This is a genomic window from Phormidesmis sp. 146-20, from assembly GCF_052939475.1.
In genome coordinates this window covers 1-22,632 of the sequence record NZ_JBJPHT010000059.1, presented here as the reverse complement: position 1 = coordinate 22,632, position 22,632 = coordinate 1, and the positions used below count along the sequence as shown (strand labels likewise).

17 protein-coding genes are annotated in these 22,632 nt (G+C 48.9%); 7 read left to right on the top strand and 10 right to left on the bottom strand.

Features of this window, described 5'->3' with window-relative positions:
- Positions 1-111: 111 nt before the first annotated feature.
- From ACKFKH_RS28970 to ACKFKH_RS28955, 4 genes are all read right to left on the bottom strand, one after another.
- Entirely contained in the window at positions 112-948 is an 837-nt protein-coding gene (locus tag ACKFKH_RS28970) for an O-methyltransferase (RefSeq protein ID WP_446861836.1), read from the bottom strand.
- Positions 945-2,180: a sedoheptulose 7-phosphate cyclase gene (locus ACKFKH_RS28965; protein ID WP_446861835.1), complete on the bottom strand. Its 1,236-nt coding sequence runs from the start codon at positions 2,178-2,180 to the stop codon at positions 945-947. Before ACKFKH_RS28965 ends, ACKFKH_RS28970 begins: the two co-directional genes overlap by 4 nt.
- 712 nt (positions 2,181-2,892) lie before the next feature.
- Positions 2,893-6,234, bottom strand: a complete 3,342-nt coding sequence (locus tag ACKFKH_RS28960; RefSeq protein ID WP_446861834.1) for a PAS domain-containing protein — start codon at positions 6,232-6,234, stop codon at positions 2,893-2,895.
- Between the two features lie 25 nt (positions 6,235-6,259).
- Complete coding sequence (locus ACKFKH_RS28955; protein WP_446861833.1) at positions 6,260-7,474, bottom strand: RNA-guided endonuclease InsQ/TnpB family protein; 1,215 nt, start codon at positions 7,472-7,474, stop codon at positions 6,260-6,262.
- Between ACKFKH_RS28955 and ACKFKH_RS28950 the strand changes: the two genes are divergently transcribed.
- Positions 7,473-7,640: a hypothetical protein gene (locus ACKFKH_RS28950; RefSeq protein WP_446859529.1), complete on the top strand. Its 168-nt coding sequence runs from the start codon at positions 7,473-7,475 to the stop codon at positions 7,638-7,640. The genes ACKFKH_RS28955 and ACKFKH_RS28950 overlap by 2 nt on opposite strands.
- A gap of 469 nt (positions 7,641-8,109) precedes the next feature.
- On the opposite strand, the gene ACKFKH_RS28945 is transcribed toward ACKFKH_RS28950, so the two are convergent.
- Positions 8,110-9,156 (bottom strand): AI-2E family transporter, encoded by a 1,047-nt coding sequence (locus ACKFKH_RS28945; protein ID WP_446861832.1) that lies wholly within the window; start codon positions 9,154-9,156, stop codon positions 8,110-8,112.
- A 242-nt stretch (positions 9,157-9,398) separates the two neighbouring features.
- Here ACKFKH_RS28945 and ACKFKH_RS28940 point away from each other — a divergent pair, with 242 nt between their 5' ends.
- From ACKFKH_RS28940 to ACKFKH_RS28920, 5 genes are all read left to right on the top strand, one after another.
- Complete coding sequence (locus tag ACKFKH_RS28940; RefSeq protein WP_446861831.1) at positions 9,399-9,758, top strand: S-adenosylmethionine decarboxylase family protein; 360 nt, start codon at positions 9,399-9,401, stop codon at positions 9,756-9,758.
- A 64-nt stretch (positions 9,759-9,822) separates the two neighbouring features.
- Positions 9,823-10,536, top strand: coding sequence for a DUF4178 domain-containing protein (locus ACKFKH_RS28935; protein WP_446861830.1), 714 nt, complete (start codon positions 9,823-9,825; stop codon positions 10,534-10,536).
- 48 nt (positions 10,537-10,584) lie between these two features.
- The gene (locus ACKFKH_RS28930; RefSeq protein WP_446861829.1) at positions 10,585-12,036 is read left to right on the top strand and encodes a spermine/spermidine synthase domain-containing protein; all 1,452 of its coding nucleotides are present in this window, start codon (positions 10,585-10,587) and stop codon (positions 12,034-12,036) included.
- Between the two features lie 6 nt (positions 12,037-12,042).
- Positions 12,043-13,062: a lipid II:glycine glycyltransferase FemX gene (locus ACKFKH_RS28925; protein WP_446861828.1), complete on the top strand. Its 1,020-nt coding sequence runs from the start codon at positions 12,043-12,045 to the stop codon at positions 13,060-13,062.
- A 44-nt stretch (positions 13,063-13,106) separates the two neighbouring features.
- Positions 13,107-13,973, top strand: coding sequence for a DUF350 domain-containing protein (locus tag ACKFKH_RS28920; RefSeq protein ID WP_446861827.1), 867 nt, complete (start codon positions 13,107-13,109; stop codon positions 13,971-13,973).
- Between the two features lie 18 nt (positions 13,974-13,991).
- Here ACKFKH_RS28920 and ACKFKH_RS28915 read toward each other — a convergent pair whose 3' ends face one another.
- Both ACKFKH_RS28915 and ACKFKH_RS28910 read right to left on the bottom strand, forming a co-directional pair.
- Positions 13,992-14,909, bottom strand: a complete 918-nt coding sequence (locus ACKFKH_RS28915) for a flagellar assembly protein H (protein ID WP_446861826.1) — start codon at positions 14,907-14,909, stop codon at positions 13,992-13,994.
- Between the two features lie 295 nt (positions 14,910-15,204).
- On the bottom strand, positions 15,205-15,420 hold the full coding sequence (locus ACKFKH_RS28910; protein WP_446861825.1) for a hypothetical protein: 216 nt from the start codon (positions 15,418-15,420) through the stop codon (positions 15,205-15,207).
- A 442-nt stretch (positions 15,421-15,862) separates the two neighbouring features.
- Between ACKFKH_RS28910 and ACKFKH_RS28905 the strand changes: the two genes are divergently transcribed.
- Positions 15,863-16,582 carry a response regulator gene (locus ACKFKH_RS28905; RefSeq protein WP_446861824.1) on the top strand — a complete coding sequence of 240 codons (720 nt, stop codon included), beginning with the start codon at positions 15,863-15,865 and terminating at the stop codon, positions 16,580-16,582.
- A 149-nt stretch (positions 16,583-16,731) separates the two neighbouring features.
- Here ACKFKH_RS28905 and ACKFKH_RS28900 read toward each other — a convergent pair whose 3' ends face one another.
- The 3 genes from ACKFKH_RS28900 to ACKFKH_RS28890 all read right to left on the bottom strand — a co-directional run bounded on the left by ACKFKH_RS28900 (position 16,732) and on the right by ACKFKH_RS28890 (position 22,190).
- A complete protein-coding gene (locus tag ACKFKH_RS28900) occupies positions 16,732-17,580 on the bottom strand; it encodes a hypothetical protein (protein WP_446861823.1) in 849 nt (282 codons plus the stop codon).
- Positions 17,581-17,742: 162 nt separating this feature from the next.
- Positions 17,743-19,530 (bottom strand): hypothetical protein, encoded by a 1,788-nt coding sequence (locus ACKFKH_RS28895; RefSeq protein WP_446861822.1) that lies wholly within the window; start codon positions 19,528-19,530, stop codon positions 17,743-17,745.
- Positions 19,531-19,598: 68 nt separating this feature from the next.
- On the bottom strand, positions 19,599-22,190 hold the full coding sequence (locus ACKFKH_RS28890) for a hypothetical protein (protein WP_446861821.1): 2,592 nt from the start codon (positions 22,188-22,190) through the stop codon (positions 19,599-19,601).
- Between the last annotated feature and the right edge of the window lie 442 nt (positions 22,191-22,632).

The following is a 22,632-nucleotide window of genomic DNA, read 5'->3' as shown; positions in this document are numbered from 1 at the left end:
ACCCCTAAAATTGGCAGCTTGAGGCGTAGAAGCACTAAACACCAAAGCGAAAAAACCTCATCAAATAGACGTTCTGTTAGAGGGATGTTTTCTGGTTGATCTTTCTCAACATCAGGTCACTCGTCGAATGAGCGTCACGCCATCTCGCAATGGCAACAACACCTGCTCAACTCGCAAATCAGCCTGAACCACTTGATTAAAGTGAGCGATCGCTGCTCCATTGGCGGAGGGATTCGATAGATAGGGTTGTCCTTGTAGCAGCGTGTTGTCAACGCAGATCAAGCCATCCGACGTGAGCAAACTAGAGTCGAGCAGCAGTTGGAAGTACTGAACATACTCCTTTTTGTCAGCGTCAATAAACACGAAATCGAACGATTCACCTGCCTTAGCTAACGTTTGTAATGTCTCTAGAGCGGGCGCGATCGCAATCTCAATTTTGTGGCCGTGAGGAGAGCGATCGAACAGTTCCCTTGCCAGACTTGCAACATAGGAATCGACTTCACAAGCCAATAGCGTTCCGTCAGGGGGAAGCGCCTCGGCCATTGCTAAAGCAGAATATCCGGTGAACATGCCGATATCGAGAATGCGTCGCGCTCTGGTCATGGCGACAAACATCTTCAACGCTTGCCCCTCGACGTGCCCTGAGAGCATTTCTTGCTCGAGTTGACGTACGGTTTCACCCTCGCTAAATCGTTGGCTCCAGCGCTCGTTTTGGGTGCGTGTTGCGATCGCTGCCAGGTCGGCCGATTCTACTGTAGTGCAAGCTTCTACATAGGGATCGAGTCCCGAAGCGAGCTGGTAGGCCGTTTGTAAGTTAGCCAGCAGATCGGACGGGAGATGGCATTGAGTCGCCTGAGTGACGATCGCTTCAAGCTGATCGACCAAAATCCCCATTGGAGTCACCGGACGCACCGGATCGCCTGCAATGCGCGAAATCGTGCCTGTCATGATGCACTCCCCACTAGGTCAGACTGGGTGCTGCCGATGTAAGCGTCTACCCCTGCGCCCTGACGCGGATAGGTTTGACACCGTTGTTTGTGTTGAGCAAGCGCGGCTTCGAGTTCTGGCCGGGTGAAGTCATTGACAAAAAAACAGTCTCCGATCGGGCGAGGCATGGCGGCTCGTTGCAATCCATCTCGTGTTTGAGTGATCGATTGAGTGGCATACCAGAGCAAATCGCCATCGAGTAAGGGATGATCGATCGCCAATCCCAAACGGCTCATCAGGGTGAGAATGCGATCGCGCTCCAGGTCAGAAATGTATCCTCGCTGGGCAGCGATCGTGGCAGACAGTGCCATGTCAATGTTGACGGCGTGACCATGCAGCAAAGGAACACTCGGCGCAAGTTCTAACGTCGGACTCCAGGTGTGACCGTAGGCGATGACGCGATCGAGCATCAGTTCATGCAGGTTAGGCGTTTCTAATTCCAGCATGGTTTTGATCGATTCGTAGGTGATGCGATGGGCTGCTGCTTTCAGGGCTTCACTGCCACCTAGATAGCCAAAATGGGTACTCAATAACGCTTCGGCATGAGCATCGAGCAAATTGAAGACATCTGCATTGGCGACTACGGCGATTTTGACTAACTCTGCCATTCCGTTTCGCACCTGGTCGATCGGCAGCGTTTTGAGAAACGAGAAGTCGAGTAAGACTTGCTTGGGCGGGTGATAAGCTCCCAGACGGTTTTTGAGTTTACCGTGATTGACTGCGACTTTGATCGCGACTCCGGCATCGATCAGCCCGATCAGCGTCGTCGGTACGCGAATAAAATTGGTGCTGCGGCGATAAGTGGCACAGGCAAAGCCAGCTACATCCAACACAAGTCCCCCTCCCACCACTAGCACAGGCTCTTTACGCACCAGACCAAAACTTGCAAAAGCATCAATGATCGCCTGCAATGTCTCCATTGTTTTGGCAGGTTCCTCGATCTGGATGGCAAAAATCGTCAAATCGATGCCGTAGTATCGAAAATATTCCTGCATTTGCAGACTGTAGAGCCGATTGACAGTGTGATCGACGACCGCCAGACAGCGCCCAAAACTTTGGTAGCTCTGAGCCAAAACCGCATTCTCAATCTCAAATACACCCTCGACAAGCTGCAAATCAAATTCGATCTTTTCGTAGCCCTCCACATGGAAAACCGTATCCGTGGCAGTGCATTTCGCTTCAACAATACTCATGAGTTTTGATGGATTCAAACAAAAACTTGGGCAAAAACTGGAGGTGGAGTGCGATCGCAAGTCAGGTCAAACCCGTTTCTTTGCAAATAGCATTGCCACAAAAGATTGCGTAGATGCCAACCACATAAAACGCTGTACATTTCTTGCAATCACTATCCCTGCAATCATTAGTAGATATAAGTCAGAAAGGTTGTTTTTGGATTAGCAGCAGGTTAAATAACCCATTGATCCACATCGCGATCGTCTGAGCGATCGATACTTTTAGCGATCACTCAACGAGTTGCCAAAAACTTCATCACCACAAACACTGTCAGACGAATTGACTTCGCAAAGTGCCAGTAGATCACGAGTCCAAAGATTCCTGGGATTTGACGCATGAAAGACAGCCAGAAACTATTAGTACATTAGTCAGCAGATTTGCGGGGGGGCACATCCAAAAGGAATAGATCTCACGTGCTATAGAAAAAATTAATCTTTTTTGCTCAACAGAGAGTGAGTTTTGGTCAGTCTCAGATTAGCCTGGCGGTTAAAAATGCAGACAAAACTTTTTGCTTGGCGGTTAAAACCGCAGCTAAAAGAACAAAATCCGCCGTCGCGGATTAACAACCCCCTAGAGAGGTCTAGTCTGCGAAGGCAGACTTTGTTCTTTTAGGCGCGTTGCCGAAGGCACTTGCGAAGCTAACAGTATTCGCCAGCCTCAATTTTGGGGAATTTAGAGGGCAGAAGCCGATCGGAGTGAAGTCAACTGTCTGACCAATGTCACCAACTCGATCGGGTCAACAGGCTTCGCCAAATGTTTCTGAAATCCTGCTTTTAGGATCTGACGCTCATTGGCTTCTCCCGCATAGGCAGACAGCGCGATCGCTAAAATTTGACGACTTGTTGGAAGATTGGAGCGAATCTGCTCGATCAGCCCATAGCCGTCCATGTCGGGCATTCCAATGTCGCTGATCATCAGATCAAAGGTGTCCTGCTTTAGCGACTCAAGCGCTACTCTGGCGGATGAAACGCTGGTGACGATCGCGCCTTCTTGCTCCAACACAAACTGGACTAGCTCACGCGCATCGGCTTCATCATCTACGACCAAAACGCGCAGACCTTGTAGTGACGTAAAGATTGCTCGATTGCAGACAGTCTGAATGGAAGACGCACCAGGAATGAGCGGTAGCCAAACGGTAAAGGTCGCCCCTAGCCCTTCGCCCTGACTGCTGACTTGGACGGTGCCGCCGTGAAGTTCGACGAGTTGACGAACGATCGCTAGCCCCAATCCCAGACCGCCAAACTGTCGAGTCGTCGAAGAATCGGCCTGCTGAAATCGCTCAAACACCTGAGATAAAAAGTCTGGACGAATGCCTTTACCCGTATCAATCACCTGAATCTGAGCCGTACTGTCTACCTGAGTGACCTGAATCTCGACTCGCCCGCTGTTGGGCGTAAACTTGACCGCATTGGTGAGTAGATTCCAAACGACTTGCTGTAAGCGCCCCGCGTCGCCCAATACGCTGAGCGTTGGCTCTAGTTGAGATCTTATGGCGATCGATTTAGCCTCCGCTGCCAACCGTACGGTCTCGATCGCCGCCTCAACCACGCTGGTCAAATTCACAGGTTCAGAAGCCAGGGTCAGCTTGCCGCGCAAAATTCGAGAGACATCAAGTAGATCGTCGATAAGCTGCGTTTGAAGTTTGGCATTGCGTTCGATCGTCGCCAAGGCCTGTTGTGTTTTGGCAGCATCACAGGTGCCTGTTTGCAGAATTTTAGCCCAGCCCAAAATCGGATTGAGCGGCGTACGAAGCTCGTGGGACAACACCGCTAAAAATTCGTCTTTGATGCGATTGGTACGAATTAATTCGGCTTCGATTTGTCGGCGTTTGGCTTCGACCTGTTTGCGCTCTGAGATGTCTCGACAGGTAATCACGCCCCCCGTCACTTCTTGACTCTGGTCAGCCACCGGAAACCCACTAATACTGATCCAGCGTCCTTCTCTGGTCAGATCAGGACGAACAAAGACCTCGACATCATTGACCGCTTCTCCTCGCATAGCCCGATACAGTGGAAGCTGCTCAGACGGAAAGAAGGTTTGTCGATCAGGCAAATATAGCCCATAGGTGTGTGACCAGTCTTCACAGGGGCGATCGTTAGAGAGCCGACCAAAAATGCGCTCTGCCGCCTGGTTAAATAGCACAAACTCTCCATTGGAATTGGCCAAAATCAAGCCATCTCCGATACTGTCGATGATCACTTGCAGGAGTCTGGTTTGTTCTTGTAGGGCGATTTCGGCTTGCTTACGATCAGTGATGTCGGTGTGGGTTCCGAGCATTCGTAAAGGGCGATCGTCAGCATCCCACGCGACGATTTTACCCAGAGACAAAATCCAGATCCAATCGCCAGACTGTTTGCGTTGCCGAAATTCTACGCGGTATTCGCTGCGATCGCCTGCAATGTAGTCTTCATACACGCGGCTAACTGGTTTCCAATCATCGGGGTGTAATCGATCGCGCCATTTTGCATTCGTTTCCTCAAACGTTTCGGGATCGTAGCCAAGCATTTGAGCATATTCGGGAGACACGATCGAGGCTCCGGTTTGTACGTTTAAGTCATACCAGCCCTGGTTTGCAGCCGTTAGCACCAGACGTAATCGTTCTTCGCTCTCGCCCAAAGCCGCCTCAAATTGTTTGCGCTGTGTGGTCTCTTCTACGACGACATTGACACCGACGACTCGACCCGTTGCGTCCCGCAGGGGAAACCAGTTTTCGTTCCAGGTACGCTTAACGCCTGGTTGGGCAGAAGTTTCTCCGTTAATTTCTAGATCGAGCAGCGGTTCTCCCGTTTCAAGGACGTGACGAAGGAGCGGCTCTGCGGCATCAGCTAAATCGGGGACAATCTCTCGAACGCTGCGCCCCAGATGCGCCTCTACAGAAAGTCCATTGATCTGGGCCAGCCTTGAATTGATGCGAACAAAGCGCAAGTCACAATCAAGGACTGCTAACCCGATCGGAGCCGTATTGTAAATCACCTCAATTTCTTCAAACTGTTCATGAAGTTTGGCTTCAGTCTCCTTGCGATCGGTGATATTGCGAAAGTAAAGATTCAATCCCTCACTGGTAGGATAGGCGTGAATTTCTAGCCACATTTGCAACGGCTCATACAGCACCTCAAACTCAACAGGAAGTCCAGTCGCAACGGCTTGACGATAATTTTGTTCGACGATCGTACCGGGTGACCAGTCCCACATTTCCCAGTGTGTTTTACCGATCATGTCTTGGGGTGACAGATTATTGAGTTTTGCAGTGGTGCGGTTCACGTAGGTGATGCGCCAGTCGTGATCGAGCGCTACAAAACAGTCGGTTGTGCTTTCGAGAATGTCGATCGCGCGTTTTGCGGACTGGTCTAATGCCTGACGAGCCAGATCCGCTTCTTGTCGGGCTGCCCGTTCGCGCTGTAACAGGTCTTCAGCTTGGTGTCGCGCTTTGAGGTTGGTTAATGCCGCAGTTGTAAAGCCAGATAAATTGGTGAGAATGCGCTGATCTTCGCGATCAAAATGGCGATCGGGATCATGGGTGACTAGCCAGATCGTTCCTAATGCCTGCTGGTCTGCAATTAAAGGGATCAACAACGCCTCTGCGATCGGTGAACAGGGTTTCTGAGGATAACAAAAATAGCGTTCGGGATGGGTATATAGCTGTGGCTGTCCTGACTGCACTGTTGTTCCACACGGACTGAGAAAAGGCATGATGTCCCCTTCCCACGAGTCCAAACTGCCCGCCACGGTCACCCACCGAAAGACAGATTCCTCACCCAACGTTTCTAACAAACTGATGCCGACGGTATCCGCTTGACAGAGGGGAAGCGCCAGGTGAGTTAGCGTTTTGAGGAGCGATCGGGCATCTCCTGCCAGGGCTTGCGCCAAGGTTTGAAAGGCTCGATTTTCTGCCTCAAAGTTGGCTCGCCTTGAGGAACGCTGCGCCAACAATGGAGTAATGCACACATCCATCTCAGTCACCGTCGCAGGTGAGTCTAGGGCAATCTCAGGTGAAGGTGAGAGGTCAAAACTCATGGACTTTACCTTGGCACAGTTCCGCTCATAACTTACTAACGTTTGCTAACAAACTGAAATCTTCCTGCTTCAACTCGGAGAAGTCGGCTTCACCCGATCCACAGGCTGACACGGGATGGCTTCCCGCGGTTTTCAAATTGATTGCCGCATTCAGATCTCGGTCAAGACTGAATCTGCAATGCTCACAGGTGAACATGCGCTCAGAGAGGGTGAGTGCTTCTTTTTTGGCTCCACAATTCGAGCAAGTTTTACTCGACGGAAACCAACGGTCTACGATGACGAGTTCAGACCCGTACAGCTTGGTTTTGTAGTCCAGTTGCCGACGGAACTCATAGAAGCCCATATCACCTACGGCTTTTGCAAGCTTGTGATTTGCCATCATTCCAGACACGTTCAAGTCTTCAATCGCTACCATGCCATGGTTCTTGGCAAGATAAGTCGTGAGCTTATGAAGCGTGTCTTTACGGAGGTTGGCAATCCGTTGGTGCAATCGGGCAATTCTGATTTGGGCTTTCTTCCAGTTGGCTGATCCTCGCTGTTTGTGGCGATTGAGCCATTGCAGTCGAGACAGCTTTGATTCGAGTTGGCGATACGATTTCGCACCCTCAAAGACTTCGCCCGTGCTGAGAGTGGCGAGAGACTTCACGCCTAAATCCACTCCCACAACATCAACTGATTTAGGCGATGCGATCGGCTCTACCTCAATTCGGAATGAGAGATACCATCTATCGGCGGTGCGGCTAATCGCGACATTCTTGATGGGCACTTGCGGCAACTCTTCGTAAGTTCGCAGGATGCCAAGTTTCGGAACTTGAATTCGACGAGTACCACGAATCTTGATTGTGCCGTCCAACTCAAATGAGTCTGAGCGTCCTTTCTTCTTAAACCTGGGAACCCCTGAGACTTTCTTAAAGCACCTATCCCAAGCCAGTCGTAAATCTCGCAGCGCATATTGAGGCGCACATTTTGAGGACTCAAAGTACCAGGGATTTTCAGGCTTCACCAATGCAACCAACCATTTATGCAAGTCAATTGCAGAAGGGAATTTAATTCTGTTCTCTGGATTTGCTTGGTTGTGGTCAAGGATTTGTTTGGTTAGTCCGAGTCCCCAATTCCACGCATGACGCGCTACGCCAGAATGTTTCAGCAGGTCGGTACGCTGCTGATGGTTGAGTTTGAGTTCCGTCTTGAATCCTAAGAGCATGATATCATCGTACAGCAAGCGACGTACAAACATCATGTCTAAACGATTAGATTTTCGGGTTTCAGATGAAGACTTTGCAGCACTCGAAGCGTACTGCAAGAAAACAGGTGCCACCAAGACAGGCGCAATTCGGATGTTGCTCCAAGTCCTCAAAGATGAGCAATTGTTAGTAATTGTGAGAAAGTCGCTCACTGTTGTTTAACCCCTAACACAACTCTTAGTACAACCCTCGATACACTTAATCAATAGAGGACGCAAATTGAATCGGTGATCGCAAATAAGACTTGGCGTTGCTGAATCAGGGGATGAATTGCCCCAAAGCGGCGGGAAGCCCAAGGTTCAAAGTCCCCCAATTTTGGCAGATTTAGGGGGCGAAAAGACTGACACTTCCCACAGATTCATCCCTCCAATCAGCAACGCCTAAGATTTTAGTCAGCTATTAAACGTTAGATAGATTCTCGCACGTCTTTCAAAGACAGAGCTTCGGCTATCACAATGAAACCACGAGTCTCTCAGATAGACTACCTGATCTCTTGTGGCTTCCATCGTTATTCCTTTAATCTCCTGTTGAAAATATAGCAGGTGCGACCATCTTCTAATATCTGCCGATCGATAGAAGTAGAGCGTCGTCAAACTCAACCGTTCAAACCAGACTTCTCAACCAAAAGTTTTTAGTCTCCCTGGGCCTCTTCGATCTCTAAAAGGCTGACAATGACACCCGCGATCGGGATTGCCAAAAAGATTCCCAACAGTCCTGATACGCGCGTCCCCACTAGCAACGCAAAAAACACAACGACAGGATTAAGATGAACGGTACTCTGCATCACGCGCGGCGAAACAAAATTATCTTGTAGCTGCTGCAAAACAACACAGATCGCTAATACCTTCAGCGCCGTCAACCAACCACTCTGCACCAAAATAACCAAACACACCAGACTCACTCCCAAAGTCGCGCCGATACCCGGAATCAAATCAAAAATGCCAATCGTCACCGCCAGCAAAAATGGAAACGGAATTTGAAACAATACGAACACTAAAAAAGTTGACAGACTTAACAAAAACGAGATTAATAACTGACCTCGTAGAAATCCTACAAAATTTCTTTGTACTGCGATCGAGACACGATTGCGATTTTGAGCAGGCACCAGTTTGAGCACCAACCGCCATAGCTTTGCACCATCAATTAGCATAAAAAAGGAAACAACTAAAATAATAATGAAGGTCACATAATTTTGTAAAAGCACGGGCAAAGAACTCACAACCCAATTCAGCCCAAACACAAAAGCATTGCGAATTTGAGCCTCGATCGCATCCAGGTTAAGCGGAATGTTTCGGGCTGCCAGCATCGTTTGCATCTGGTCAAGCGGATTGTTGGCCGTGTTGAGCGTTTGAAGGAGCAGCGTCGCTAATTGTTGAATTTGATTGGTCAGCGTCAGCCCGATCGCAATCACCAGCACAATAATCGTAATCAGACTAACTGTAATCACCAGTCCCAAGGCAACACTGCGCCCAACAAATCGCTGCAAAAACCGCATCGGATAATTTAACAACAGTGCCAAAATTGCCGAAAACGCAAACACAAAAATCACATACTCAAAATACTGAAGCAGGGCAACAAACGCCCAACCTGCCGCAAAAAACAGCAAGAAACGCACGATCGCATTCGTACTGATCTGATCCCAAACTGGCTGACGATTGGTAGGTGGTACGTTATCCATGTTTGTTGACGCTCGATTAATTTGCCCGTTTTACCACTAAACCAAAATTCTCCAAATCACCACAAAGAACGAGTTCTCATCAACCTAAACAATTTGCACCAACAAACGTTACAAAAAACTCATGAATATGACTCATCTTGCCAAAGAAACTGTTAGAGTAGCGATCGCTCAAGTCACCAAGTTTTTTGCGCTTTGTCACGTCTCAATCTCAACCCGCCATTGACTGCAATCGTTTGTCACAAATGATTCGATCGCATCACTTTTCTGCCATTCTGACTGCTGCCGAGACCCTGATGACTCAATCTCCCGCCGAGCTACTTGGTTTGCTGAGAAGTTGTGTACAATCGGCAGGTCTCAACGCAGTCGGAGAGTTAGCTACGCTCTTTGAGCCACAGGGTGTCTCTGTTGTGTTGATTTTAGAAGAGTCTCATGTCGCGCTACATATCTGGACTGAAACTAGCAAAATCGCAGTCGATATTCATGTTTGTGATTACTATCAAGATAATTTTGACAAAGCAAAACGATTAACCGAGCTGTTAGCGATTGCGCTCACGACTAATCACAAAACCGTTCACTGGAGCTATTTACTCGCAACTGGATAAATCAAACTAAATAAACTAAACCAAAACTCAGCAAAATTGCACCTTACTCAACCCCTTTCTTCTCATGTCTTTAACGCTAACGGAAACAGAACTTAGACAGCTTCGAGCAGGCGATCGCGTGAGATATTATGGAGTTTTATGGCATGTTCGCGATTATAGTACTTACACCGATCCGCAGGGTTATGAGACAGAAGAGTGGTTGCTAAAATCAGAATCTGCGAAAGCCTACTACCTTCTACGTGAGGTCGATCCAGCCAATTTAGAAAAGCCTGTCACCTGGTACATCGCCGAAGCGTTGCAAAATCCCACGATCGTTGAGCCAGGGTCAACCAGAGATTTGTTTCTCACGCTGTCAGAAGATATCCGCTCTAACAAAACGCCCTATCCAGAACTACAAGTTTTTAACCGCGTCTACCAATTTGAGTCGCGCACCGAAGGCACTTACCAATCAGACGACACCCCCACAACGCGCATCACCTGGGATTACTGGGATCAGCCCCATTTGTGGAATCTGGCCCTAGAAGCCTGGAGCGACCCCTTGCGGGTAACTCGAAGAGATCGCACCCTGGTCGTCTACTCCACTAAAGAAGTTCACCCCACTGACTTTAGCAACCTACAACGCGCTTACATCGGCGCTTCCTCCCTTTCAAGCTACAACGACGAGTCAGATACCCTAGAATCCACCAAACCCTTCACCTCCGATGCCCGCACAATTCAAATCATCATTGCCGCCGCGATCGCCCTCATCGGCATCCTCCTAATCTTCGCTGGCATCTAACTCCTCCCTCCTCCCTCCTCTCTCATCCCTCCTCCCTCATCCCTCCCAATGCCCTCTCTCTTCGTCGAAACCCATCCCCACGGACTCGCCTTCTACATCAATGGAGACTTGCAGTTTGACACCGCAGACGAAGCAATTTATCACGAACATTTAGTGGTGCCTGCGATCGCCCTCGCCTGTCAGCGTTTCCCCAATCAGCCTTTGAGAATTCTCGTCTGTGGCGGTGGTGATGGATTGGCGGTACGCGATATCTTGCGGTTTTCTCAAGTTAGTGAAGTGGCGATCGTAGACTACGATCCAGACGTAGTGGAGTTAGGAAGAACAACCTTTGCGCCCTACAATTGCGGCAGTTTAATAGACAATCCTAATAGCGCTTTGGGCGAAAATCGGGTGACGGTGCATACTCGTGAGGCGTTTGAATTTGTGGCGGCATTGCCCGATCGCTGTTACCACGCTGTTATTTGCGATTTCACGTTTCCCACTTCTTCAGAAGCAACTCAGGTCTACAGTTTAGAATGGTTTCAACAGTTGCAGCGCATTCTCTATCGGGGTGGCGTAATGGCAACCAATGGCGTTTCTCCAGAACGAAACACAACGGGTTTTTGGTGCCTTTATCAAACTATATTGGCAGCAAAACTTCAAGCAAAACCAATGCAGATTGAGATTCCCTCCTTCGATCGTCACGACTACGGAATCTGGGGATTTTTTCTAGCATCTGAATCGCCTATTCTCAAGTCAGAACTCGAATCGATTATGCTTCCCCATTCACTAAACGGAATGCAGAATTCCTGGCGATCGGCGTTTCGATTTTCTAACAAAATTGCCCACGATCGCCACTCCGTTAACCTTCATACTTTAGAGCATCCTCAGTTATTCTATTACCTGCTCAATCCATCTAATAGGGATGACTTAGAAGGAGCGATCGACTTCATCAATATTCAAGAAGCTGGCTCACATCTGATTAGTACTCAAGATCCCCTTCAATTAGAAGCTCTGGCTCAAATTTGGCTAGATAAATTTCAGCAGGCAGACGTAGCCCAAATTCATCAACTTCTCCCCGTTCAGCACCATTCACATGATTCTAAAATGACCCAGGAATGGTTTGGACATTTGAAGCCACTTTTAGAAGAAATTGATCTCAAACAGCTTGTTGATTGTCTGGTCGATCGCATTCAAGAATTGCCGCCTCACCTCGCAACCGAACTCAAAAAACTCAAAGAAAAACTCCGTACTGGTGAACCAATCATCTCTCTTTCTAATCAAGCGAGTGAAGTAATTATTTTGCTTTCTGTCACCTTATTGATGGCGAGTTTGGCGGCTCCCGATGCCGTTTTTGCTAAAGGATCTTCCTATTCAAGTGGCAGCAGTAGCTCAGGTAGTTGTTACGATGCAAATGGAAATTATACCTGTTCTAACGGCAGTTTTCCAATTTTTGGATTTAGCTTTTTACTCATAGGAGGCGCATGGCTTTGGGCTATTTTATCTCAGCAAGAAGAGTAATTTGAGATGCAAATTGAAGCTTCAAATCTCATCATTCGTTGCTTAAGTCGAGAAGACTTTTTGACCTGGAATGCCCTTACACAAACCTCATCAGGCTGCTTTATGCAATCCTGTATTTGGGCAGACTTCAAAGAGTTAGAAGGCTACCAGACGTTTCGGTATGGTGTTTTTAATCAAGAGAAACTAGTTGGCGGCTGTCTCTTTTATTATTACCCTCGCCCCCATTCTGCAAACTTATTGATTGCTCCAGGTGCGCCTATTTTATTACCGGGTTTTGAGTTAGAAGCTATGCCCTTAATATTAGAAAAAGCCGCAGAATTAGCAAAAAAAGTAGGCGCGATCGCTCTCCGAATTGAACCCTTAATCTCAAAAAAACCAAACCATCTCAAAGACTTTGTTCGCGCCCCCGCTGACTGGATGCCTTCAGAAACGCTTCTCATTGATCTACGCCCCACCCTCAAAGAAAGGCTGACCGCAATGAAACCCAAAGGACGCTACAATCTCAAATTAAGCCAGCGTCACCAAGTCGAAACTCAATTCACAACTGATTCTCAGAGCATCCCTATTTTTTACGAAATTTTTTGGGAAACTGCAAAGCGACAGCAATTTTTGAGCGAACCTTACAAATTTTTTATCAACCTCTGTCAAACGCTCTTTTTAGCCAACATCGCAGAAGTGGGTTTTGCAAAATGGCAGGGTGAAGTTTTAACCGCAATTCTAATTATTTATTGGGGCGATCGTGCCACCTATCTCTACGGCGGACGCAGCACAAATCATCCTCAAGTGATGGCAAGTTATGCTTTACACTGGGCCGCGATGCAGCGTGCAAAATCAAAAGGTTGTCACTTTTACGACTTCTATGGATACACTCGCGATCCACAACACAGCTACGCCAAATTTTCTCAATTTAAAGGACAGTTTGGAGGCCGCATCGTGACTACGATCGGCGCTCAAGACTACTTCTTTTACGACCGTCTCGCTGACACTTTGATCCACACCTGGCAACAGATCACAAACCCAAACTAAAGAATACTTTTTCTCCTATTTCCGTTCAAAATTCACCCCTTATTATGCCGCTATTTTTGCAAACTGGATTCTCTCAAATTGGACTGACGGCCCTCGAAATTATCGTAGGCTTTGGACTCTTTTGGGTAGGACAATTAGCTTACCAAAAACTGTTTCGTCGGCTGGAATTAAACCTGGAATTGTTTGTTCGAGATAACGTCGCAGTGGCGATCGCCCTCGTCGGCTACTATCTCGGCATCGTGACAGCCCTGGCAGGCGTACTGGATAAGACAGCCGAAACCTGGCAACAACAAATTGTGAATCTGATCAGCTATGGTGCCCTGGTGATTTTGTTAATGTTGGTCGGAGCCTGGATAGGCGATCGCTTGATTTTGCGTCATTGTGACTGCGCCCGTGAGGTCAAAGAAGAACAAAACATCGGGGCTGCTTTAGTAGAAGCGGGCGTTCACATTGCAAACGGTTTGATTCTCAGCACAGCGCTTGCCGGACAAAGTGGCTCCTGGCTAGTTGGGTTAACTTGTTGGCTAGTGGGGTTGGGCGTTTTGACGATCGCGACGCGCCTCTATCCTCGCATGACCCGCTACAACGTCTTTCGTGAGATTTACGATCGCAACAACCTCGCCGCCGGACTCGCTCTATCAGGCTTACTAATCGGGACGGGCAACATTGTCCGAATCTCATTTGCATCAGAATTTCAAAGCTGGCAACAGAGCTTCATTGAATACGGAACCGTGTTAGTGCTTTGTTTGATTGCGCTGGCGATCGTGCGTTGGATTGCAGATTTGGTGTTAGTGCCTGGAGTAAAAATCTCAGACGAAATTGTTCATCAATCAGTCCCCAACGTGGGCGCAGGATTGATCGAAGCCTTTGCTTACATTGCAAGTTCGTTTTTGATCGCCTGGAGTCTCTAAAATAGCCAACGTTTGCCATCATTGCCTTTCATTAGCAAAGCGCGCCAACAATTCCTCACGAGAAAGTTGCAGCAAGAGAACAGCATACTCCTCGGTGGGCAAGGCCAGGATCTGAGGAACGATCGCCCCCAAAGACGCATCCAGTTCACCAAATCTAGCTTTAAGAAGAGCCTCAATGACTTGCTGTTTGCCTTGCTGTTTGCCTCGTTGTTCGCCTCGTTGTTCGCCTCGTTGCTCAGTGGCTTGTTCCCATTCCAAATAAGCTTGTGATAGTGCCATCAGAAGTGCCTCATCCTCAATTTCCAGGGGTTCATTCATCTCGATTGTAACTTTCCAGGCGGTTAGCATCTGTAACGTTTCTGCCCGCCGGGGATCGTCTTGGGGTAATGCAATGACTTCAGCGATCGCGCGTCTCTGAGTGGTGTCTCGACCCAAAATTCTCAGCCATAGGGTTTCCTCAATTTCGGGAAGTTGATTAATGGAGACGATCGCACTCTTGAGCGAATTGGGCAAAAAATAAATCCCTGCCACCCAATCATCTCTGAGCGTCACCCCAAAATCTTCGAGCAGCGGTCTGGAAACCGCAGAAGCGAGAATCCACAACTGAGACAATTCGGTTTCTGCAAGTCTTGAATCCTGTCGAGTGGCTTTGCGATGCTCTTCTTCTTGTACCCACAAAAGCTTGAGCAAACAAGTCCGAACTTCGGTGCGCGTGGGAGGGTTGCGGAAGGGTTCGAGCAGACAGGGGGTTGCGGCGATTTTACCCAATACGCCCAGACTGGCTGGGTCAACGACTGGAGTGGTTGCAGGCTCAAACCAGACATCAACAAACTTAGACTCTCCCGGCACTTCGAGGCTGCGCTCAACATTGCCCAGGGGCGTAAGTACGGTTTGGAGAAACTGTTTGGCGAGTTGGTCAAAAGGAATCTGAGTCATGGACGGTATCTGGCCGGGGGCGCGCTCCGTGATCGGGTGTCAACAAGGATACGATCGAGGGTTTGGGCCGTCTTGTCAATTGATTCTCAGAAAAGACACTAATTTTGGCTGATGGTTCAAACTGCGCTCAAGAGAACGAAGTCCACCTTCGTAGACTAGAAAAAAGCTTTAGCCTGGAAAGGTTGGTTTTGTCTTGATGGCTGTGTTGCTGAATGCACTTTGCGAAGCTAACGGTAGCTGAGTTTATTGAATCCATAATCTTGATCAAGAACTCTGCTTTTGGGCGATCGTATCGTCAGGCTGCTAGATCCTGTGGACGGTGAGGGCGTAGCGGCTTGAGAGTAGGCTGGCTGATGGAGTCAGTAATATTGAGGTGTAATCTGGAGTCTATTTGCGATCGCACTGCCTCAAAATTGGGCATTTCTGACCAGCAGGTGCGACAAAACCAGGAGAGTGCCCCCCGGTGAACCTGGCGTAATAGTTGATCGGAGCAGCAAGGACAATTAGACATTGTGTTTTTAAGGGAATTAAAAATTGAATATTTATTTCCCTGTGTCCTTTCTAAGGTGAGCGATCGCGACAGCAGGGATAAAATTCTCAGGGATCACGGTTTGAGACTAAAGTCAGAATCTGAGGAACTTGTGAGGAATCCCTGAGATATGAGTTTTTGCAATCTTTCAACAGCTTTCGCAACATTCCGAGATACGAGACTGCTGGAATGTTAAGTTGACGGTAGAAATGTGAAAGACCCTCTCAATCCAATTATAGACCGAAAGCAAGTTAGCTCCTGTGTCAAGTTATACCTCTCTATCTTGGGTAAGAACTTTTTGAGCAAATAGATGCCTCTCAAGATACACAGAGCCGATCGAGGGATCGCATAAAATCCTTTCACAGACGTTCACCTGTCTCAAGAGTGATCTCTGTCACCCACTATTAAAATTTGAGGTTGAGCTATGGATACCACTAGAATTGTTTTAATTGAAGATCATGACCTGACTCGGATTGGGCTGCGATCGGCGCTCCAACGCAAAGAAGGGGTCGAAGTGATTGGTGAAGCAAGAGACGGTAAATCGGGGCTAAAACTGTTGAAATCAACACAGCCAGATGTGGCAATTGTGGATGTAGATATGCCCGATATGAATGGAATTGATCTAACTCATGAATTTAGACAGTTTCAAGCGGCTGGAGAATGCCCCAACACTCGCATTCTGATTATGACGATGCAGGACAATGAGGAGACCGTTTTGGCGGCTTTTGCGGCTGGTGCGGATTCTTATTGTATGAAAGATGCCAGCATTGATCGCTTGACTGAGGCGCTAAGAGTCACGGCTGAGGGCAACGCCTGGATTGATCCCACGATCGCTCGGATTGTCCTTCACCAAAACCAGAGAAACTATGGCGACACCAATCCCAATAGTGGGTCTTCAACGATTACCATCAATCGCATGTCTTCTGAGGATGGTGATTTTGTTCCGGCTTACCCGCTGACGGGGCGTGAGCTAGAAGTGTTGGGGCTGATTGTAGATGGATGCAGCAACGCGCAGATTGCAGAAAAGCTGTACATCACGATCGGCACGGTCAAAACTCACGTTCGCAATATTTTGAATAAGCTGTGTGCTGACGATCGGACTCAGGTGGCGGTGCGGGCACTGCGGACGGGATTGGTGAGATAAGGAAAAACTGGCGTTGCTGATTGGAGGGATGCGTAGGAAGTGTTAATCTTTTCGCCCCCTAAATCCCCCAACTTTGGGGGACTTTGAACATTGGGCTTCCTTCGCTTTGGGGGCAATTCATCCCATAATTCAGCAACGCCAGTCTTGGATTAGCCGATTAGCTGCACATAGTCCATTCCGCTGCCCGTCGCAAACCAGGTGCTAATATCACCCGATCGCTCTAGTGAAACGGGAAGGCTCTCTATCAGATCAGCCGATGCGCGAAAGGTCGATCGGTCGTGAACGATCGGGGCACCCTGAGCCAAGTGCAACAACAGGTCTGCTGCTCGGTCTTGGGCAAGTTTTAGAGTTCTTTTTTGCAAGTCGTCTGAGGCATGGGGAGAAGCTGACTGCTCTACTTTGAGGCGATGATGGGCGATCGCGCTTTCGATTTGAGTCTGACAGTCGGTTATTTCTGGGTTTTTGGGCAGTTTTTTGAGGTCGGCTGTGATGTCTCCGGCGATCGTGACTTTGGCAGAAACTTCAACCTCTAACGTCGCTTTGTAGGTCACTTTGAGCTGATCAGCTCGCCCATTGAAGGCTGCGATCGCCTGGGCTTTTTGTTCATTCACCAACTGCACGCTAAACACCGCTGAAAATGGCACATAGCCGGACGATTGAGTTGTCCCAAGAATTTCAAACTCGCCTCGTTCATTTTTGAGCAGCAGCGTCACAGATTCGACGACGATCGGGGCCAGTTGTAATTGAATATCAGACGGATGGCATTGAGAGGCGATCGTGTTGCTAATAGCCTCTAACTGTTCTGGAGCGACAGTCCATTCGCTGCTAACTTGAAGCATTGCAAACTGATCGATCGCCATTAGCGATATAGAAGGCAACCCCTGAGAAGTGCGCTGTGAAACGGGAGCGCCAGGAATGTAGTAAAAGCTAGAAGCCTCTGTCGGATTGGGATAGCAGTAGATGCCCTGGTAGTCGAAGCCTTGGGGAAGTGGGGTCATTTTGTTACCTGAATGAGGAGTGAGGAGTGAGGAGTGAGGAGAGAGGAGGGAGGAGGGAGGATGAAAGCCAGAATTCTTGGTTTACAGTCCCTCAGAATTGGCAGCTTGGGGGGCAGAAGATGTAAACACCGCAGCCAGGAAACTAGATTGAACTGACGTGCTTTAGGGTGAGTTCGTCTGAATCTTGAGAGAGGCAAACGGGGATTGGAGGGTTGACCAGTCTGAGGGAAGGGCACCGATCGTGGGATGGAGACGGTAGCGATAGCCCGATCGGAAGGGAGATTTTGCTAACCAACTCCAGGTTTTTTGGGGCTGAGACGGTGTGAAAAATAGGACAGTCATTTCTGATTCGGGGGCACCATCGGGGAGAAGGTCGATCGCCCACAGTTTCACGGCTTCGCTAAACTCACATTCGACGCTGATTTGATGCACGCCATACTCTCGAAAGGAGTGAAGTCCGATCTGACAGCTTTTGGCGGGGAAAGGGTCGAGGTGTAGCGTCTGATTGCCTTCTAGAGACTGGGCAAAAATTTCTAGTGTGGCGTTACTGATATCTTTGGGAAGAGCGATCGCAATTATCGAGGCGGCTGCGGTTAAATCAAAAGTTTGTGTGTTGACCTGTTCGGCTTCTTGCCAGCGACAGATTCCTCGAAGTGTGGCTAATGTGAGCAGCGATCGTGTTCCTTCAATCATCAAAAACTTGACTGGAAATTGATCAGGTCTGATCGATAGGCGTTCTCCCTGGTGAGTAATTTCTTCACTTTTGAGTTCTCTTGTTCCAGTGGCATCTTCTAAAACAACTGATGTAAAAAACTTGTATTCCAGCTTTTCGATAGGCGATAGTCGCAGTGTTAACGTTGCTGTGTCGTCAGGTGGAATAAATTGGGCAGAGGCAATTCTCGCTTGAGGACGATAAGGCAGAGCAGGCGGGGATTTTAGCGTGACTCCGATCGCAATCACTCCCAGACGACGATCGGGTAGATTGGCAGAGGCTCTAATCGTCCAGGTGCCCGTCGGAATTGGGGGAACGGTCAGTTCTCGAAAGACGGCTTCTAATCCCTGATTTTGTACCAGTTGACGAGCGGACTCTAACGGATCAAGCGAAAACACGATCGTGCGATAGGCTTGCAACGGTTGAGACAAATCCCATTTAAAGCTGCCGTGATCTGCGGAAGACAGGGCAATGTACGCCCGGCGATCGTCAATCGGCGAGGGAATGAAGGTGCCAAAATGAGCACGAATCCAATCGGTCATCGCTTCTGCAAATCCCTCCAAAAATCCCTCAAGGGGCGTGGTCGAAATCGCTTCTAAGGGCAACGATCGAATGTCTTTGCGAAAGAAGTTTAGAACGTCCTCACAGGCGATCTGGCGTTGGGCATTTCCTAAAGCGGCAAGCTGGTTGAGCAAGGTTGCGGGATCAAATCGGACGCGAATCGGCAAGCGGGGAGCAACGCCGATCGTTTCCATTTCAGCCTGTCCCCGAAGTCTGAGAATGTTTCCCGTCAGGGCCCCTTTGAGCGCGATCGCCGTTGATTCGGACAGCTTAAGACTGTAGCGGGCACTCGTTAATCCATTCCACGCCAACGAGATCGGCACTTTTAGATCGTCAGGAATGTTGTCCACTTCGGGGTAGAGGCGCAAAAAACCAGACTGAAAGCCGATCGGCTCTACGGTCGCTTGAGCATTTTGTTGACGAACCGCAGCCAACGCCGCATCGAGAAAATAGTGGGGCTGTAACCTAAAATCCAGGAGTCCGTAAGGCTTGGGAGGTAAGGTCGGATTTTGTCCCCGAACCAGCGTCAAAGCGAAGTCAGGCTGTGCATCGGGGCGGTTTGCGATCGACACCGCATTCGGCAAAACAAAGCAACCCCCCGTTTCGTAAGCAAAAAAGATCGGCCCCTCTTCTGTCTGGATAGGGTGATGAAAATCAGGAAGTCCTTGCAGTGACATAGGTAGATGATGCTAAGAGGCAGTTTGGACGATCGGAGGCTGAGAAGTTGAGATCCCCCTAGCCCTTTTTAAAAGGCTGGCAGCTTTGTATTTGTGATCCACAGCGTTTCTGAAGTCTCCGATCGCCATTGATTTGCCGGATCTTCGACCCTGGTGCCATCTTTGAGAATCACGAGCGATCGATACTCATAGATACCAGAATCAGCCTCATGTAAAATCAGATCGCGAATCGGAGTCGTAACACTGGTCTGAACGCCATTGGCATCAAGCGAAACATCACGAGTGAAATTGATCGTCGTGCCCAATTTGAGATCAACGCTAATGACATCAATGCGGTCGCCAAAGGTGCTTTGTGTGGTGTTAACGCTGATCTTGCGCTTGTAAGTCATTGTCGATTGAGGCAACACGATTTTGTCCCAGATGGCTTTTGAGTCGGCTAACACTTCAACGCCGCTGAGATCGAATGTGACTTGAGGAGAACTGCTGCCTGCGATCATACTAGCGGGTGTAACCGTGAATGAAAGTGACTCTCCGGGCGGTAATACGGCGGGTAACGGGATGCTGAGTAAGCTGATCACTCCATTCACTTGAGCGTTGTCGTGAGTAATCTTTGCGGTGAGTTGATTGATGCGGATGGGACTCTCGATCGCATTCTTGAGCGTGGCTCGAATTGATCCGGTTGCCAGATCAATTTCTTTGCTGTAGTCAAATTTTTCGCCAACCAAATCATTCATCTGAGCAGTAAACGGAATGATCTCAGTGTGTTGTCCGTCGGGAAACGAAACCTGAACTTGTCCTTGAAATAGCTGAGTCGTGGGGCTAAAAATCGCATCGTAAACCGCCTGAAATTCCTCAAGTGAGAGGGTGCGAGAATCGCGAAATCCGGTTCGCAGTTCGACCAACACTTCGGGGCGTTCTTGATAGGCGAGAGACCCATCACTCTGAGGCAAGCCCAGGTAGAGACGCGGATTGCTCGCCACCAAAGGCTGATAGACAACTCCGGTGACTCCCGCAGGCAGGGGATTGGGAATCTTTTTGGTCAACTCACTGGTCGCCGTTTCTAATCGAGCCGCATTGACATAGGGATACGCCCAATAGCCGATCGTCACCCGCACGTCTTCGGAATCGCCCACAGGATGAAACTGAATCGACAACAAAGGATAATGAGGACTCTCAGGACGGCGCACTAACTTGAAACTATCGGGCAAATAATAAAACACATGCCGCTCGACCGGATCTTGGTAATAGCTATGTCCATTAACCTGTTGTAACGTCGGCTTAAAGGGGGTGTTGTTTCCTGTAATGCTGCTAAAAATATAGGGATGCAGACTGGGCGGAAAAACAAAAGGAACGCGATTGCTCTCAACATCCAAAACCCGCGTCACTTCTCGAAACTGCGGCTCAATAGACGATCGATACGTCACCCACTGGACTTGCAAATCGTATCCATAAGACAACACTTGTACCTTGGCAAAATTACCGCTATTCGTTCTGACGGCGAATACATTTCCGTTAGTTAATAGATTGCGACGAAAAGCAGTTGGATCATCATCTTCGAGAATCGGGCCTCTCCAAATGGTCTCACCTTTGTTATCAATGGGTCTAAACGGACTAACCCTTTCCCGAAGCACATTTGGCTTGATTTTAGGATTAATGCGCACAACCTCCTGGTCAATAGGTCTGCGAATGGGAATAGTCTGCCTGGGAAATCGCTTGCGGATTACAGAACCATCGATCGGCGTTGTTCCGTAGGCTAAAGATTGCAGTTCTTTGACCGTGATCTCATCAAAGTTGCGACTTCCTAAATGCACAATTTGAGCGTTGCCACGGGGCACCATTTGCCGCAGCACATTGGTTTCTTGATTCCACCAAACATCGCCCTCGCCGCCCTCAGTGCCCGTGTCAAAGCTAAACGTCCAGGTGCCGCGAATGGTTCCTGTTCCCGACGAAACGATCGCGCTTGCAGTTGTTGCCACATCAGATAAAGGAATGCCCACCCGCGCCGATCGCCGAATCGTCAAAACCGCTGCATAGTCAGAATTGGTCAGAACTTGATAAAGTAAGTCGCGCTCTGCGATCGAAGGCACCTGCAACACAGCCTGAATGCCGCCTGATTCTGTAGTAATTTCTTGAAAAATTAGTTCTTTTTGTCCCCCATTCGCCACCCCTGGCACTAAGCGATGCTGCAAAATGACGCTGACCGCGTGGCTGAGTTCTTGAGCCGTTCTCGCAGATTCTTGAATGGCTGCTGCGGGATACTTTTCGAGGTGAATGGTTAGACTCCAGCCTTGAGGACTGGCTCCCAGTGAGATTTGTACCTGTTGATTACGCTCGGCTACTCGATAGCGCGGCAGATAAAACGTTGCGCCATTCGCTTCAAACAGCCCTTCATCTGTGACCGTTGTACTGGGCGAAATTGGGACTGTGATTTGACTACGAGGCACCCCGACGATCGGTTCTCGAATCATGGCAATCCCCGCTGCCAATTCAGGATTGATCCAGCGCACCTTTTCTAATTGGGCAGTCAAGGCAGGTTGTACGACGGGAACGGTCTCGATCGCGGCAACTTCACTGACGAGGGGCATCGGTTCGGTCAGACGAACGGCAGCTTTACTAAAAACAGCATTATCAATCTGACTCAGACGAATATTGGTAAACACGTTGGCTCCTGCGGAATTAGGGATGAGGGAGGAGGGATGAGGGATGAAAGGCCTGTTCTGATTTCTGCGTTCAGTTGGCTCGATTCAGCAGTCCGCTACTCTCAAATGCTTCTGCCCTAATTGTGAAAGCACACCCGTCAACAAACAGTACCCACGCGGGGAATTTTTGGACGTTGGACGTTGGACTCTGGACGCTAGACAGGAAAATGGGCGTTGCTGATTGAGGGATGAATCTGTGGGAAGTGTCCATCTTTTCGCCCCCTAAATCCCCCAAAATTGGGGGACTTTGAACCTTGGGTTTCGCTCCGCTTTGGGGCAATTCATCCCCTGATTCAGCAACGCCCAAAATCCCTCATCCCTCATCCCTCATCCCTCATCCCTCATCCCTCCTCCCTCATCCCTCATCCCTCATCCCTCATCCCTCATCCCTCATCCCTCATCC